The 15,168-nt window shown below is 40.7% G+C and carries 16 protein-coding genes; 2 read left to right on the top strand and 14 right to left on the bottom strand.

Annotated features, from left to right (window positions below; all coding sequences use genetic code 11):
• Positions 1-134 precede the first annotated feature (134 nt).
• The 8 genes from HO345_RS08720 to HO345_RS08755 all read right to left on the bottom strand — a co-directional run bounded on the left by HO345_RS08720 (position 135) and on the right by HO345_RS08755 (position 11,225).
• Positions 135-1,880, bottom strand: coding sequence for an ABC transporter ATP-binding protein (locus HO345_RS08720; RefSeq protein ID WP_253682554.1), 1,746 nt, complete (start codon positions 1,878-1,880; stop codon positions 135-137).
• Positions 1,874-3,631, bottom strand: a complete 1,758-nt coding sequence (locus HO345_RS08725; RefSeq protein ID WP_253682555.1) for an ABC transporter ATP-binding protein — start codon at positions 3,629-3,631, stop codon at positions 1,874-1,876. Before HO345_RS08725 ends, HO345_RS08720 begins: the two co-directional genes overlap by 7 nt.
• A gap of 13 nt (positions 3,632-3,644) precedes the next feature.
• The gene (locus tag HO345_RS08730; RefSeq protein WP_253682556.1) at positions 3,645-4,241 is read right to left on the bottom strand and encodes an MptD family putative ECF transporter S component; all 597 of its coding nucleotides are present in this window, start codon (positions 4,239-4,241) and stop codon (positions 3,645-3,647) included.
• A 4-nt stretch (positions 4,242-4,245) separates the two neighbouring features.
• On the bottom strand, positions 4,246-5,721 hold the full coding sequence (locus HO345_RS08735; protein WP_253682557.1) for an ABC transporter ATP-binding protein: 1,476 nt from the start codon (positions 5,719-5,721) through the stop codon (positions 4,246-4,248).
• 15 nt (positions 5,722-5,736) lie between these two features.
• Positions 5,737-6,456, bottom strand: coding sequence for an energy-coupling factor transporter transmembrane component T (locus tag HO345_RS08740; RefSeq protein WP_253682558.1), 720 nt, complete (start codon positions 6,454-6,456; stop codon positions 5,737-5,739).
• Between the two features lie 214 nt (positions 6,457-6,670).
• Positions 6,671-8,659 (bottom strand): ATP-dependent helicase, encoded by a 1,989-nt coding sequence (locus HO345_RS08745; protein ID WP_253682559.1) that lies wholly within the window; start codon positions 8,657-8,659, stop codon positions 6,671-6,673.
• Positions 8,660-8,745: 86 nt separating this feature from the next.
• The gene (locus HO345_RS08750) at positions 8,746-10,425 is read right to left on the bottom strand and encodes a hypothetical protein (RefSeq protein WP_010692347.1); all 1,680 of its coding nucleotides are present in this window, start codon (positions 10,423-10,425) and stop codon (positions 8,746-8,748) included.
• A gap of 155 nt (positions 10,426-10,580) precedes the next feature.
• Complete coding sequence (locus HO345_RS08755) at positions 10,581-11,225, bottom strand: P13 family porin (protein WP_253682560.1); 645 nt, start codon at positions 11,223-11,225, stop codon at positions 10,581-10,583.
• Between the two features lie 164 nt (positions 11,226-11,389).
• On the opposite strand from HO345_RS08755, the gene HO345_RS08760 reads away from it, so the two are divergent.
• Both HO345_RS08760 and HO345_RS08765 read left to right on the top strand, forming a co-directional pair.
• Positions 11,390-11,632, top strand: a complete 243-nt coding sequence (locus tag HO345_RS08760; RefSeq protein WP_002670228.1) for a DUF6364 family protein — start codon at positions 11,390-11,392, stop codon at positions 11,630-11,632.
• Positions 11,613-12,032 carry a PIN domain-containing protein gene (locus tag HO345_RS08765; protein WP_253682561.1) on the top strand — a complete coding sequence of 140 codons (420 nt, stop codon included), beginning with the start codon at positions 11,613-11,615 and terminating at the stop codon, positions 12,030-12,032. Before HO345_RS08760 ends, HO345_RS08765 begins: the two co-directional genes overlap by 20 nt.
• On the opposite strand, the gene HO345_RS08770 is transcribed toward HO345_RS08765, so the two are convergent.
• From HO345_RS08770 to rpsP, 6 genes are read right to left on the bottom strand one after another with little or no spacing between them, the layout of a single operon-like run.
• Positions 12,021-12,974, bottom strand: coding sequence for a TP0910 N-terminal domain-containing protein (locus HO345_RS08770; protein WP_253682562.1), 954 nt, complete (start codon positions 12,972-12,974; stop codon positions 12,021-12,023). The two genes, HO345_RS08765 and HO345_RS08770, sit on opposite strands and share 12 nt — an antisense overlap.
• A 36-nt stretch (positions 12,975-13,010) precedes the next feature.
• Positions 13,011-13,370: a 50S ribosomal protein L19 gene (gene rplS, locus HO345_RS08775; protein ID WP_002670222.1), complete on the bottom strand. Its 360-nt coding sequence runs from the start codon at positions 13,368-13,370 to the stop codon at positions 13,011-13,013.
• Positions 13,363-14,094, bottom strand: a complete 732-nt coding sequence (trmD, locus tag HO345_RS08780; RefSeq protein ID WP_253682563.1) for a tRNA (guanosine(37)-N1)-methyltransferase TrmD — start codon at positions 14,092-14,094, stop codon at positions 13,363-13,365. Before trmD ends, rplS begins: the two co-directional genes overlap by 8 nt.
• The gene (rimM, locus tag HO345_RS08785; protein ID WP_253682564.1) at positions 14,091-14,630 is read right to left on the bottom strand and encodes a ribosome maturation factor RimM; all 540 of its coding nucleotides are present in this window, start codon (positions 14,628-14,630) and stop codon (positions 14,091-14,093) included. Before rimM ends, trmD begins: the two co-directional genes overlap by 4 nt.
• 2 nt (positions 14,631-14,632) lie before the next feature.
• On the bottom strand, positions 14,633-14,866 hold the full coding sequence (locus HO345_RS08790) for a KH domain-containing protein (protein WP_002670215.1): 234 nt from the start codon (positions 14,864-14,866) through the stop codon (positions 14,633-14,635).
• A gap of 36 nt (positions 14,867-14,902) precedes the next feature.
• Positions 14,903-15,148 (bottom strand): 30S ribosomal protein S16, encoded by a 246-nt coding sequence (gene rpsP / locus HO345_RS08795; protein ID WP_002670213.1) that lies wholly within the window; start codon positions 15,146-15,148, stop codon positions 14,903-14,905.
• Positions 15,149-15,168: the final 20 nt, after the last annotated feature.

Here is a 15,168-nt window from a genome sequence, read left to right on the forward strand (position 1 = left end):
CAACGGTTTTATTATACCCGTTTTATGCAAAAAAACAAAGAGGGCATGATGTGCAGATGTGCGATTTTGATAGTAATTAATTTATAGAAAGAAATACCGGTTTTCCCGGACTCCTTACAAACAAGAAACGTCCATTAGTTATTGGAATCTTCCCACAATTTTCTATATAAACCTTCTTCTTTTATCAGTTCCTCATGCCTGCCGCACTGGGCGATGTGCCCGTTTTCGATAACCAAAATTTGGCCGGCGTTGCGGAGACTTGTCAGCTTGTGGGCAATCATGATGACGGTTTTATCTTTGAGCAGTTCCTGTAAGGCTGCTTGTATTTTGGCTTCGTTTTCGGCATCGACATTGGCGGTAACCTCGTCCAAGAGCACAATCGGGGCGTTTTTAAGAAAGGCACGGGCAATCGAAATGCGCTGTTTTTCTCCGCCCGAAAGCCTCAAGCCCGCCTCTCCGATAACCGTATCGTAGCCCTTTTCACTTTGCATAATAAAATCGGTGCAGCCGGCACGCTCAGCCGCCTGATACACTTCCTCCAAAGAAGCGCCTTCCCGGCCGAGTCTGATATTATTCAATATCGTGTCGTTAAACAAAAACACATCCTGAAACACAAAGCTGATATTGTGCAAAAGGTTTTCGTAATTGAGTTCTTTAATATCGGTGCCGCCGATACTGATGCGTCCCTTTTTTATATCCCAAAAACGGGCAAGCAGATTCACAATAGTCGTCTTGCCGCTTCCCGAAAGACCTGCGAGAGCGGTTACCGTTTTTTCGGGAACTGAAAAGCTGATATTGTGCAGCACCTCTTTTTCGGCGTAGGCAAAAGAAACATCTTCAAATTGAATATCGAAGGCGTGCGGATTTTGAGGATCGAGCAGCAGGTTCCCTGAAAGGTTTTGCATTTCCGGAACCGCTTTGATGGCATTCATACGGTCGATTGACTGCTGAGTCATTTTAGAAAAGATACTGAAAATCCCCATCGCTTCAATACCGCTGAATAAGCCGAAAGAGGCGGTCATCAACAAAAAGATGTGCGCAAAAGAAAGCGTTCCCCGTAAAAAAAGCAGGGCGGAAGAAAAAACTATTCCCGCCGTAACAAGCCGTAAGCAAAACTGAAAAAGAGAGACGACAGGAATATGAGCGAGTTCCGCGCTGACGGAAAAATCCCGTAAATTCTTTACCGCTTCAGCCGTTTTTGAAAACCGCTTTTCCGCCATGTTGTATATTTTAAGCACATGGATCCCGTTGATAAATTCAACAATATCGGCGGTAACTTTTCCGATAAAGTCCTGCCGGTTTATTTTTAATCTGTCCTGCAATGTAGATAATTTTTTGTACATGTACCATACCGGAATAAACAAAAAAGCGGTAAGCAAAAAGATGCGGTAATCGAAGACAAGCAAGACAGTAAGTCCGATAGCAAAAACAGGAATACCCACGGCGATTTTTTCGATAACGACCATGCCTTCAATTTCCAAAAACGCCACGTCGGAAGTAATGGTCGAAACCAAGTCGCCCGTGTTTTTTTCATTGAGAAAGCCGAGCGATACCTTGCGTAATCGTGTCCCTAAGTTTTTACGCTCGCGGCACATTGCCTTATAACCTGCCCCGCCGCGGAAATAGAGCGTAAAGTAACGCAATACAATTCTGATAAAAACCGCTGCCGCCATAATACCGATGTATCGATACATAGTACGGACATCAAGCGTTCCCGAAGCGGCGGGATTAAAAAGCGGTACGGCGTTTACGATTTTAAAGGCGATGATAAAAGGTATCATTATAAAAAAGCCGTCGATAAAACTTAATACAACGGAAAAAACAATTTCCTTTTTTTGATTTTGCATAAGGGCCAAAAAAGCCCGCACCGTTTTTAGCATAAATTTCCTCCCTGTCCTTGATAAAGCCTCTTATACACTGCCGAATTTTTTAACAGTTCCGTATGTGTCCCTTGAGCCTCTACCCGTCCATTTTCCATAACGATGATTGAATCGCTTTCTTTGACAGTGGACAGGTTGTGGTCTATCGTGATGACGGTTTTATTTTTACACAGTTCCTGTAATGAAAGCTGAAGCTGCCGGCGGTTTTCCGCATCGGTGTGAGTAGTCGCTTCATCTAAAATAAGCACCGGTGCATTCCGCAAAATTGCACGGGCAATAATAATGCGCTGCCGCTGCCCGCCGGACAGTTTTGTTCCTTCATTGCCCGCATAAGTGTTCCAGCCCTTTTCAAGCTGTTCGATAAAATCCGAACACTGTGCAAGACGGGCAGCTTCTTTTACCTCTTCATCGGAGGCGGCGGGCTTCCCAATTCGAATATTTTCCAAAATACTCATATTGAATAAAAAAGTGTCCTGCGTAACATAGTTGACATGTTCCATTAATTGAGCAAGAGACATATCTTTGTAATCGATTCCGCCAATTGTGATAGAACCCTTTGAAACATCCCAAAAGCGGGCAATCAAATTGGCTATTGTTGACTTACCCGAACCGGAGTGCCCGACAATCGCCGTCTTTTTCCCCTCTTTAAAAGTGAGCGATACATCGTGCAGCACATTCCCCTCAGGAATCTTGTCCGCATTGCCGGTTTTATCGGCAGCTGTAATTTCATTGTATGAAAAGCACACATTATGAAACACAATTTCGTTATTCGGAATATGCTGAGCGGCTGCAGCAGCTTCTTCCAATTCGGGAGCGGACAGCACTTCTTCAATCAGCTTTTTACTGTTTCTTATGTGATAAAAGTTGTCCATAAATTCGGTGAACTTTAAAAGCGAAACTCCCAAGCCCTCTGCAATGATGACGGCAAAAAGGTAGAGCGGCGCTTCAATCAAACCGGAAGTAAAAAGCAGTCCGCCGACTGAAAGTACGCTCGCCGTAATCGACGACAAAAGTACAAAGGCAGGAGCGCTTACAAAATACATTTTATTGTACAGCTTTAAGGTTGACCTTTCATAATTGTCGATGGAATCTTCAAACTGAGAATAGGCCTTTGCTTCGGTGCCGAATATTTTGATTTCCTTATTCCCGCGGATATATTCGATAACCCTGCCGTTCATATTTTCGAGGGCGGCATAATAGGTGTTTGCAAAATCGTTCATAATGCCGATATACATCGGAAGATAAAAAATCAAGGTTGCTGCAGCAGGTACCAAAACGGCAAGGGCAAGCCGCCAATCCGCTGCAAAAAGTATCGCTGTAATGCTTAAAGGAATGAGGATATTCGATGTGGTTTCAGGCAGTGCGTGTGCAAGCGGAAATTCAAGCCGTTCAATACTGTCGATGAGCATTCCGTGAAAATAGCCTGCACCCTTGTTCCGCGTAAAACCCAGCGGCATCTTTATCATCTTTTCAGTAAGAGCAAGCCTTATTTTTTCCAAAACGGAAAAGGCTGTCTTGTGCGAAATCGCCGTCGATATGCTGTGCAGCACCAGTTGAAAAGCAAAGGCTGCAATGATAACGCCTACATAAGCCGACACTTCGGCAACGGAAGTTCCGCCTTTTGCCAAACGCATAAGAAGACGGTGCACCGTGATATACGGTACCATGCCACAGCCGACACCCAGCACCGCAAGACTTACGGACGCCGTATACGCAGGCGTATACGCACGAATAAAATCTTTAAATCTCATGGTTGGCAATTCTCTACTCCATATCCTTAAAATGCCGTTTTAAGATGAGCTTTCCGATATAGACGCCTGCAATACCGAAAACGATAGCGGATACTATGCCGATAACGGCGAAGGTTCCGGTAAAATATTTCACATATTCAAGTATCTCTTCTCGGCTCATTCCCATTTCCTGCCACTTCGCCAATTCCCGTTCCAAAAAGAAAAGGAAAGGGAACACGCCTCCGGTAAAATATGCAGCCTGCGTTAGTCCGTGACCGATACCGACCGAAAGCGTTTTGAATCCTGTTTTTGTAATAATCACATCGGCTATCAAACCTGCAATGACAACAAAAATCAGACAGTTAATACTTCCCATTCCGGTCAGCGTAAAAAGCGCAACGCCTAAACCTGCAAGCAGCGTCAACACGCCGAATCTCCGCACAGTCTTTACAACAAAAAGAACAATAGGCCCCATCAAAAGTCCCGTCATACCGGGAGCAAACACGTGCATAACGGGAATAGTAACGGATGTCAATATCCCGACCCCATAAATAACAGCTGCATAAATCGCCGCCATTAAACCAATTAAAACAAAATAACTGATTTTCCAGTGATTGGTTTTTGTTTCCATACCTTTATAACCTCTCTTTAAAAATATATTCCAACTGCATCGTGCCGTTAAATTGAAAATCTTCGGTTATCCGTCCGTCTTCCAAAAGAACCGCTCTATTGCAGGTGTTTAAAATGAACTCATAATCATGCGTGATAATAACGGAGGCGTTTGTCTTGCCCGTTATTGAATCGATTAACGCACAGACATTTTGCATACTGCCGTAATCCAAACCGCTTGTCGGTTCGTCAAAAATAGTGAGCCGCTTATTTTGTAAAAATGATGCGGCGACTACCAAGCGCTGTTTTTGTCCCATCGACAGTGTTGTCGGGTGTTGTTCTAGCAAGTCCGACAGATCGAGCTTTTCAAGCACTGTCTGTATTCGCTTTTCTTTGTCGGGAAGCGCTTCGTTACCGAGCAGTAAATCGTCATAGACGCTGCACCCGAAAAGTTGAAAGTCTACATTTTGCATCACATACCCGGCGGTCTTACTGCGCACCCTTGCAGGGAATGCTCTTCCGTCCAACAAAACGGTACCGCTCTGTTCCTTTTTTAATCCGCACAGGATTTTCCCCAGCGTTGTTTTTCCGCATCCGTTTTTACCGATTAAAGCGATCTTGTCTCCGGGATATATTGAAAGATGTATTCCTCTTAAAACCTCAGCGTTTTTCCGATAGCCAAAATGAATATCGTGCAGTACAACCAAGGGTTCGTCTTTATGCTGCCGCTGCGGAGTAATCAGTGTATTGCGGTGATTTTGAAATACATGCAAGTCTCGAAGTCCCTGTTTGTGGAACTCATCATTACCGATAGTGCGTAACAAATCTTTTTCATATTCCCGTACTATAGACCCGTTTTCCATTACGATGAGCCGGTCGCAGAGTTCCGCCAAATAATGCAGCCGGTGCTCGATGATGAGTATCGTGTAGCCTTTTGATTTTAGCTGTGCAAGTATTTGTGTAAGCAATTCGACGGATTGATAATCGAGATTGGAAGACGGCTCGTCCATCAGTACAACGCGCGTGTCCAACATTAAAACCGAAGCGATTGCAATTTTTTGTTTTTCACCTCCGGAGAGTTCCGAAAGCTTTCTGTTTAAAAGCGGTTCCAGCGATAACAGTTTTGTAACACGGTACAGCCGCTCTTGTATTTCTTCTTTTTCTATACCGCAATTTTCGCACTGATATACAAGGTCGGAAAGCACATCGGTGGTAAAAAACTGGCTTTCGGGATTTTGAAAAACGGAGGCTGCAATGTTTGATATATCGCATATACGCATCGACGAAAGAACTTTGCCGTTTAATGTAAGACTTCCGTTTATTTCTCCTTCATAAAAACGGGGACACAGCCCGTTCACACAGCGGAATACTGTTGTTTTTCCGCAGCCGCTTTTTCCGGTAATAACAACCAATTCTCCTTTTTTGATAGACATGGATAAGTTCTGAATTGCCTGCGCCGCGGCACCGTTATACTGATAGCTTACATCATTCAAGTTGATCATACGCGAGGCTCTCATTCAAAATAATTTTGCGTACATACTTGCCGTCAACACTGTGATTGCAGCGAGCGAAAACACGGCATCTACCGGCCGGAGTTTGACATCAAAGTACGATGTTTTTTTACCGGTGTTTTCAATACCCTTAACCAAGGCTGCACAGGAAAGTTCTTCCGCAGTCTTTAGGCTTTTAAACAACATCGGCACAAGCACAAATTCCATCGTCCTTATCGGATGGAGAATAGCCGCACATTTTGAAGTGTATAGACCTTTCAGTTTCATCGAATCGATAATAACCAGAAAATCATCTTTTATTGCAGGAAAATAACGGAACATTACCGCTATGCTGAGGATAACGCCTCGCGGCAGCCGCATACGGTCGAGCGCCATTGTAATTTCCGAAATATTTTTTTGCTTTTGAATTACCGTTCCCAACAGCATAAAGGGAATAATCCGCTGCACGATAAAAGCGAGTATTCCTATAACGGAAAAAACCGCAGATTGAAACATCGGAAAATGCACATGCAAAATCAGTTGATAATAGGAAAAAAGCACTGCAAACAAAACAGTGTAGCACACTAAGACACCGTATAATCCTGTTATGACCGGCACCGCCGCCGCAACGATAAAAGAGCAGAGCGTTACCTCCGCCTTTCCGGAAATCAGCATAAAAACCATAATCACTATGTCTAAAAAAAGAAGCGTTCTAACATCGAATAGAGCGGTTTTAATCTTTTGCATATAGTAAAACTTTCCCTTATTTGTGTGAAGATTTTACAACATCGATAGGTTTTTGTCTTAAAAACAGCTAAAAGATTGGCTAAGATTGACGGCTTTTGGCTTTAATTTTCATCTTTTCTCATACAAAAGTTTCTGCTTATAAAAACATTTCCGCCTTACCGAAAAAATATGTTGTGATTATATCGCAGACCGGAGCCGCGTAGATTTTTCTCCCCTATATCGAAAACTTTTTTTTCATTTGGCTGAAGATGTCGGCGATGCGTTCTTCTTCGGCTTGAGCATCGGGCTCGTGGTACTGAACGAGGTCGGCAGGAATCTCATCCAAAAAGGGAGACGGAGCACATTCGGTTATGCCGCCCTGTTTCCGTCTTTGCCTGCAGCTTGTGATAAAAAGTTTTTGTTGAGCTCTGGTGATGGCCACATAGAAAAGGCGGCGTTCTTCTTCAACATCTCCGTCATTTTCTTCAACGCTCCTTGCATGTGGAATAAGGCCGTCTTCCGCTCCCGCAATAAAAACCACAGGAAACTCCAAGCCTTTTGAAGAGTGAATGGTCATAATGTTTACTTCGCCTTTTTCTTCTTCAGTATCATCGCGGGTTAAAAGGGTAATGCGGTTAAGATAATCGTAGAGGCTTCCGTCCCAATTGTCGGGATTGTTTTCCCAATCGTCCATCGAGTGCAAAAAACTTTCGATATTCATCATTTTGAATTGAGCTGCCTTTTCGCTTTTTTGGTATTCGGCGATAAGGTATTCGTTATAGGCGATGTCGTCCAAAAGTTTTCTAACCTTTTGAGCAAGCCCCTTCCCTGAAAGAAGCTGAGTGCGGTGTGCACTTATAAGCTCGGCAAATTCTTTTAAATCCTCGATGCTCTTTCCCCTCATATCCTCAGGCGGGTTTTCAAGAAGAAGGCGGATTGCTGTCCGCATTGAACAGGAATTTTCCGTTGCAAGAGCGGAAAGGGTTTCAAGAGTTTTTTTGCCTATGCCCCGCCTCGGTGTGTTAATAATGCGCAAGAGGTTTACATCATCGTCGGGGTTTGCAACAACACGCAGATAGCTTATAAGATCTTTTATTTCTTTACGCTGAAAAAAACTTGTACCCCCCGACATTCTATATGGAATGTTTACTTCCAAAAAAGATTCTTCCAATGGGCGACTTAAACTGTTGGCACGGATTAAAACTCCGAAGTCGGAATACTTAAAGCCTTCTCTTTGCTTTAAGCTTAAAATCATGTCCGAAATAAAATCGGCTTCCGCCGCCTCGTTTTCGGGAATAAAAATTTCGATGGGGCGGCCCGAATCTTTTTCTGACCAAAGAGCTTTTACCTTGCGGTTTACGTTATGAGAAATTACACCGTTTGCGGCAGCCAGAATTGTCCCTGTAGAACGGTAGTTTTGTTCAAGTTTTATTTCAATCATTTCGGGAAAGTTTTTTTCAAAGTTGCGGATATTTTCAAAACTGGCACCGCGCCAAGAATAAATAGATTGATCGTCATCGCCTACTACGCAGATATTTTTGTCGGCAATGAGCTTCATAAAATTATATTGCTGTGTGCTTGTATCCTGAAATTCATCAACCATTATATATCGGTATCTTTCGCGGTACTCCGCCAAGACTTCGGGATGTTCTTTAAATATTTTTATTGGAAGCATTATAAGGTCGTCAAAGTCTACTGCATTATAAAGTTTAAGCCCTTCCTGATATTCTTTATAAAGAGCCTTGTACGAATCATGTTCGTTTGTCCAATCCTTTCTTCCCATTTTGATATTGGAAAAAAGAATGCCTACCTTATAAACATCCAAAGCATCTGCCGAGAATTTAAGTTCTCTTCCACATTCTTTAATCAGCTGATTTCGGTCGGTTTCGTCATAAATACTGAAATTAATTCTCCAGCCTATTTTATCGATATGGGAACGCAGAACCTTAACTCCAAAAGCGTGAAAGGTACTGACAGTCAGATTTTGAAGTTTTTTACCGGTAAGCTCTTTTACCCGATCGGCCATTTCCTTGGCAGCCTTGTTGGTAAAGGTAAGAGCCAAAATCTGAGACTGAGGAATTCCCTTGTCGAGCATGTGTGCAATTCTAAAAGTGATAACGCGTGTTTTCCCCGAACCGGCTCCCGCTATTATAAGCACGGGCCCGTTAATCGTAGTAACGGCTTTAAACTGTTCGGGATTAAGACCTTCAGTAAATTCATTCATAGGAAGGGTGAGTATACCAAAAAACGGGAAATTTAGCAAGAAGCGAAATTAACAGAAGCGAAATTAAACAGTTTTATCTATCTTTGCTAAAACTTAAGTCCCTTAATCCAATCTGCTATAATCGGTTCCACGGTTTTTATATCAAAGCCTAGTTTCAATACTTGAACCCTCTGTTCTGAGATACCCCAATTTTGATAGGGGTTATCGTAGTTTTGATCAAAGAAATCGTAAATATAGTTCTCGGCATCGTTTTGCTCATTGCCGAACATGGAAATCTTTTGAACAGCGGATTTTTCGAGTACCTTCCTGATTGAAGGCCTTATCCCTTCAAAAAATAGTCCTTTGTGAATTTGATATTTATCGCCCCTCATAGTCTTAATCATTTCCGAAATTGAACCTGAAGGATTCATCTCAAGTTTAGGCCTTTCAAAATAAGCTTCCGATTTTGATTCTTCTTTTTGAAGTTCTACAAGATTTTCTTCTTTTACACTATCGTTTTTAAGTTCTTCTTTTTTAAGTTTATTTTTTTCAAGTTCCGGCTTTTTAAGTTTATCATTTTTTTTCTCTGGTAAAGATTTTTTATTTTGCAATGTATTTTCTAAATTTGATTCTTCCGTTTTAGCTTTCTTTATTTCAAAAACAGCATCTTTTTGAAGAGATTCTGTTTTGGTATCTGTTGATTTTTTTCTTCTTACCTTTTCAGCTTTTATAAGATCTACCTTTTCGGTTTTCTTATCTGTAGTCTTTTTTTCTTTTTTCTGGTTTACTTTTTTTTCTAAAACAGCCTCTGCATCTGAAGTTTTATCAATAAGTTCTTCTTTCTTTTTTACAGGTTCTATAGAAACTTTTACCCTCGCCCATTCTCTTTGAAGATAAAGGTCTCCGCTTATGCTGTAATAATAGCCGTTTACCAAATTCAATAGGACGGCCTGTAAAATTTCTTCATCCCTCCAGCTTCTAAATCTTCCGATTTTTACAGCCTGAAAAATATTAAAGTTATTGGTCCTGTATTTCCGGCTGTACAATAAAACGATATTTTCAAATCCGCCGTCAGCATAAACCGGCCAATACTTTAATGTGTAAGCAATAACTTGATCTTCAACCCGTTTAATATCGGGAGAAATAATTATTGCATTTACTTGCTCTTTTGTAAAAACAATCTTAGAAAAGTCAAAGGTCTTGGGTGGCCTGTAAGCAGCCCGTTCTCTTTTTTGGCGGGATAATATTTCATCCTGTTCATCTCTATAAGCCTTAACAGATGAAAGAGTGTCGGTAACATAGAGGCGGATAAGCTCTGCCGATTTTTTCATTGCAGCCTGTTTAAACCCTATGATGTCGGCATAGCGTGCATATTTTTCGGTAAATGAAATAGAAGCAAATCTATCGGAAGAAACAGCCGATACTATTTTTTCGCATTCTTGAATAACATTGTAAACATCATTTGTATCAAGATTGGCTGTTCTTTCGGTAATAAAGCCTATAACCTGCTTAATCTGCATTATCGTCTTTTGAGCAAGGCTGATTAAATTTGCAGTCAGCAATTCCTGAAACCTATGCGACCGCAGTCTATATGAAGACATCAGTTCATACCGCATAGAGTCATCGGGGTATTTCCGCTTTAATTTTCCATTGTATAATAAAAGGGCTTCGTTTAAATGCCCTGTTTTTCTCAGTTCAAAATATCTTTCAATATCAAGATCATCCGAGAGGCTCACTTGCGGATATTCTTGTTTTAAGACTTGTTTTTCAAGTTCAGTTATTTCCATAAAAAGCCGCCGATTTTAGTCAAAAATCATAGCCTAATAATATAGGAAAAAAAGAAAAAAAACAAGTATGAAAGCACCATCAAGAAATTCGGGAGATTTTAAATCGGCAAGAGTTCAAGTCTTTACACCGGAACAATTCTCTATGCCAAAATAATCTAAAATCTTATATTCAAAGCAAGCCCTACTCCCTCAGGACTAATGACAGGAACAGGAGTAAATGAAACCTTAGGTGTCTTTTTTATTAACACATCATTTAAGGTTTGGTTGTACCTTTTTACATATAAGCTCGCTGTAATTAATGAAGCAATACGGTTAACAAGCATAATACTTCCGGCTGCATAGGCCACATAGCTGAATATCTTCATTTTCCTATCAAGATTGGCTATATATGCCCGATGGTCTGAACTAGTAGTGGGAAATAGATCTGCCAAATTGATAAATTGCATAGTAAGTATCGATAATACCGATAAACCATCAATAGCGGTATGAATGCCTCCGCCCAGCATATCTCCGCAAGCAAAATTACCGCTGCCAAACCCTACAAATCCATTTAACAAAAGAGGCACAGCCAAGTCTTTTTGGTATTTTTTTTGAATCAATAAAATTTGCTCATTATTTAATTTTTGAGAATATTCAGAGATTAAATCTTTGTTTTTAAAAAGGTTTTTACTTATAAGTTGATTCACAGTTAAATAATAAGAAAAACTTTCATCATCTTCCTTAGTTTGTTTCACAGTCTCTTCGGAATACAAAGAAAAACCTATAAGCAAAAGCACTGTAAACATAAACATCTTTTTCATAACTTTACCTCCGGTTATAGTATAATTCTAAGCCAACCCTAAGATTTTGTCAAGTCTACGAAAATAAATCTGACAAAAATACAATCAAAAAAGTTATCCCTAGAATAATTTTATATTGACTTTTAATACGTAATAATATATACTTAATACGTATGGAGGTAAATATGTCAAAAAAACTTACTCTAAGTATCGATAATGAACTGATAGATTTTGCCCATCTTTACTCCCTAAAAAGTGGAATATCTATTTCAAGGTTATTTGAACAATATCTTATGAATTTACGAAACGCCGATAAGCAACACAAGCTTAACCCCAAAACAGCCGCCTTGTATGGAATCTTTGAAAAACGTCCTATACCGGATAAAAAAGAATTGCGGAAAGAATTTTATGAAAAAGGTTCTAATTGATTTAAATATAATTTTGGATTTTCTTAACAAACGTAATTTTCACGAGGAAGCGGCAAACATTATAAATATGTGTGTCGAAAAAAAGCTATCCGGTTTCATTGCTGCTCACGAAATAACGACTCTATCTTATTTTTTATTAAAAGAAAAAAAAGATAAAAACAAGGCAGCTGATATTATTTCTGCTCTTCTTGACATGTTTAATATAATCCCTATTGATGAAAAAATTTTAAGAGAAGCTTTATTTTCTCCGGTTAAGGATTATGAAGATGCTGTAATTGAAGTAAGTTCCGTAAAAAATAGTATTGACTACATAATTTCGAGAAATCTAGGCGATTTTAAATCGGCAAGAGTTCAAGTCTTTACGCCGGAACAATTTTTTATAAAAGAATCAAACTCTTAAATCGACTGAAAGAGGATGTTCGTATTTTGACGGCTCTCCATAGCGGACAAAAACGGAGGCGGTATCCGAATCGAAAAATCCTGCTTCCGTTAAGCAGAAGATAAACAGCTTTTCCAAATTCGTTTTTTCTTTTTGTGAAAGCTCGGTATCTTCACGCATAAATGTAAACTCTTTATCCTTCAAAGAAAAAATCCAAGATTCGTCTTCGCCGGAATTTTTAAAATTGCAGCGAAGTACCAGAGCCTTAAGTTCTTTTAAACTTATATCCAATAGAAGAGCCAACGAGCCTGAGGCCTTGGAAGAATCAAATTCTCTGTCAAAGGGAAGGATTATCCAATGAAGCCCCTCACCTTTTAAGTGATTTATCATCTCCAAAACTTCATCATCATTTTTTTCTCTGCCGCCGCCGAAAATGGCTTCATAGATTTGCGAAAAAAGCTCATCAGAAAGCTCAATGCCCTTGCTTTCGATAAGAGAGGCGGCAAAGGCACTTTTTTCCTTTTCTTTTAAAGAGGCTCGGCCTGATGCCTTAGCTGCCGTTTTTTTGTGCAAAAAGTTAAAAATGCGGTTTATCAATTTTTCATCAAGGCGGCTTTCTATCGCAGTAAAAAAAGCAAGAATACTTGAAGTCAATTCGTTTTGCGGAAGTCCAAGTTTAGAAAAGATGTCCTTCGCAGAAGAGGCGTCATCTCCTTTTTCGGGAATGAGAAGAACTCTGTCAGAGTCGATGACGACTCTCATTTTTAGACTGTCGCCTTCCTTTAGGCTTCCTGAAACATTCCCCTCAAAAATATTTCCGTTAAAAAAAACACGGGCTGCCCCATCCGTCTTTAAGCTTAAAATTTTAGCGTTTACAATATCGCCGTTTTTTAAGCTCATCGAACCTGAGGCAGCCCGTCTTGAGGCGGTAAAAAAAACTTTTGTACCGTCCGTATAAATCACAAATTTTTTGCCGATTTAAAAGTTTAAACTCAAAATCTATGAGTTCTTTTTAGTGATAAGGGTCTTAATCTTAGCGGCCTTACCTACCTTATCCCTTATATAGTAAAGTTTAGCTCGGCGTACCTTTCCGGGGCGTACAACTTCAACCTTAGCAATTCGAGGTGAATGAAGGGGGAAAACTCGTTCAACCCCTACACCGTAAGAATTTTTTCGTACGGTAAATGTTCTTCCGATTCCGGAATTTTTAAAACAGATTACCAAGCCCTCATAAACCTGAATTCGCTCGGTCTTTCCTTCAACGATTTTAAAGTGAACTTTAACCGTATCTCCTACACGAAAAACGGGAGGGTTTTCAGCCTTTTGCTGAGCTTCAATTTTCATAATCAGATCACTCATTTTCAAACTCCTTAAGTATTTTTTCTGCTTCCTTTGTCCACATCCCGCAATTTCTTGCCTTTTCGATAAGATCGGGCCTCGTTTTAAGCGTTTTTTCGATACGCTTTTTTAGCCTCCACTTATGAATATTTAGATGGTGTCCTGAAAGGAGCACTTCGGGAACCTCTCTTCCCTTAAAATTTCTTGGTCTTGTATATTGCGGGTACTCAAGCAAAAATCCTGAAAAACTTTCTTCTTCAAGCGACTCGCCGGAAATAACTCCGTTTATCAGGCGGTAAACCGCATCGATTATCACTAGGGCTGCAAGCTCGCCTGAGGACATAACATAGTCGCCGACCGAGATCTCATCATCAACATACTCGTCGATAATTCTCTGATCGATTCCTTCATATCTTCCGCAGACAAAGACAAGCTCTTCTTCTGAGGAAAGCTCTTTTGCCAGCTCTTGGTTAAAAGGCTTCCCTGAAGGGGTAACATATATTACCCGTTTTGAAGAAGCATTAACCGAGTCCAATGCGAGGCTCAAAGGTTCCGGTAAGAGTAACATTCCGGCCCCTCCGCCGTAAACGATGTCATCGCATGAGCGGTGCTTGTCGAAAGCAAAGTCTCTGATGTTTACCAAGTTGCAGCTAATAATTCCCTTTTCTACAGCCTTGGCCATAATCGAAGTTTTAAAAAAAGCTTCGGGTATTTCGGGGAATAAGGTCAGCACATCGAATCTCATTCAAGAATCCAGCGGTGCATGAGCTCCACGGTTTTGGCTTTTAAATCGATTTTTCCGATAAATTCCTCATTAAAGGGAACATAAAAGCTCGATTCCGCAGCAGCCTCGGAGGTTTTGCCGGCTATTTCTAAGAGGTAACCGCCTCCGCCTTCTGCTACACTTGTTATTTTTCCAACAAGAGTTCCTTCGCATACAAGATTACAATTACAAAGATCATGGACATAAACTTCGCCCTCATCAAGGGGGGCGGCCTTGTCCCTAGGAATAAACAATTCCGAACCCGTCAAACACTTGGCGGCTTCGGGGTTGTCTATCCCCTTAAATTTTACAAGAGCATCGGCCTTTCTTAAATTAACTTCTTCAATTTCAAACCAGCCGTCTTTATATTTTTGCTCTCTTAATTTTTCCTTAAGAATACTTAAAAAAACTCTGTCAAAACCTAAAAAATGCTCGTATTCCCCGGAAAAACTTTCAACTTTTACAAATCCTTCGACCCCGAAGGTGCCGCGGATTCGTCCTGTTGCAAGCAAATCCATTATTAGTCTACAATTTCAAGCGAATAACGCTTTCCCGACTTTCCTGCACTTGCGCTCAGCAAGGTTCTGATCGACTTTGCGATTCTTCCCTGCTTTCCGATTACTTTGCCGATGTCGCCTGAGGCTACTTTAAGCTCTATGACCGTTCCCTTTTCGTTTTCACTTTCCGATACCGTTACGGCGGAAGGATCGTCAACAAGGGATTTGGCAATGTATTCTATTAAATCTTTTTGCATTTTGTTTTCCTTTTCACCTGTCAAGTGATTTTACACTTATAGCGTGAATTCTTTTTTGTTAAGTAAACGTCTAACCGTGTCGGTGGGCTGTGCGCCTTTTCCCAACCAGTTTCTAACCTTATCGGCATCAAAAGAAATCTGTTTTTCTGCCGTTTCGATCGGATGATAAATGCCGACTTCATCGATGGTTTTGCCGTTTCGGGGTTCTCTTACATCCTGAACAACAATTCGATAATAAGGGCGTTTTTTAGTTCCGAGTCTTTTTAGTCTGATTTTTACCACGTAAACCTCCCGGGATTAAC

This window comes from Treponema denticola (assembly GCF_024181645.1).
Lineage (GTDB): Bacteria > Spirochaetota > Spirochaetia > Treponematales > Treponemataceae > Treponema_B > Treponema_B denticola_A.

Bases quoted from the DNA above. Each gene is read 5' to 3' on its own strand.
- trmD (WP_253682563.1), bottom strand. From the start codon at position 14,094: ATGAGATTCGATGTGCTGACCTTATTCCCCGAAATACCCGAAGCTTTT.
- HO345_RS08750 (WP_010692347.1), bottom strand. From the start codon at position 10,425: ATGGAAATAACTGAACTTGAAAAACAAGTCTTAAAACAAGAATATCCG.
- HO345_RS08730 (WP_253682556.1), bottom strand. From the start codon at position 4,241: ATGGAAACAAAAACCAATCACTGGAAAATCAGTTATTTTGTTTTAATT.
- rplS (WP_002670222.1), bottom strand. From the start codon at position 13,370: ATGAGTGATCTGATTATGAAAATTGAAGCTCAGCAAAAGGCTGAAAAC.
- HO345_RS08745 (WP_253682559.1), bottom strand. From the start codon at position 8,659: ATGAATGAATTTACTGAAGGTCTTAATCCCGAACAGTTTAAAGCCGTT.
- HO345_RS08790 (WP_002670215.1), bottom strand. From the start codon at position 14,866: ATGCAAAAAGATTTAATAGAATACATTGCCAAATCCCTTGTTGACGAT.
- HO345_RS08760 (WP_002670228.1), top strand. From the start codon at position 11,390: ATGTCAAAAAAACTTACTCTAAGTATCGATAATGAACTGATAGATTTT.
- rimM (WP_253682564.1), bottom strand. From the start codon at position 14,630: ATGGATTTGCTTGCAACAGGACGAATCCGCGGCACCTTCGGGGTCGAA.
- HO345_RS08735 (WP_253682557.1), bottom strand. From the start codon at position 5,721: ATGATCAACTTGAATGATGTAAGCTATCAGTATAACGGTGCCGCGGCG.
- HO345_RS08755 (WP_253682560.1), bottom strand. From the start codon at position 11,225: ATGAAAAAGATGTTTATGTTTACAGTGCTTTTGCTTATAGGTTTTTCT.
- HO345_RS08725 (WP_253682555.1), bottom strand. From the start codon at position 3,631: ATGAGATTTAAAGATTTTATTCGTGCGTATACGCCTGCGTATACGGCG.
- HO345_RS08720 (WP_253682554.1), bottom strand. From the start codon at position 1,880: ATGCTAAAAACGGTGCGGGCTTTTTTGGCCCTTATGCAAAATCAAAAA.
- HO345_RS08740 (WP_253682558.1), bottom strand. From the start codon at position 6,456: ATGCAAAAGATTAAAACCGCTCTATTCGATGTTAGAACGCTTCTTTTT.
- HO345_RS08765 (WP_253682561.1), top strand. From the start codon at position 11,613: ATGAAAAAGGTTCTAATTGATTTAAATATAATTTTGGATTTTCTTAAC.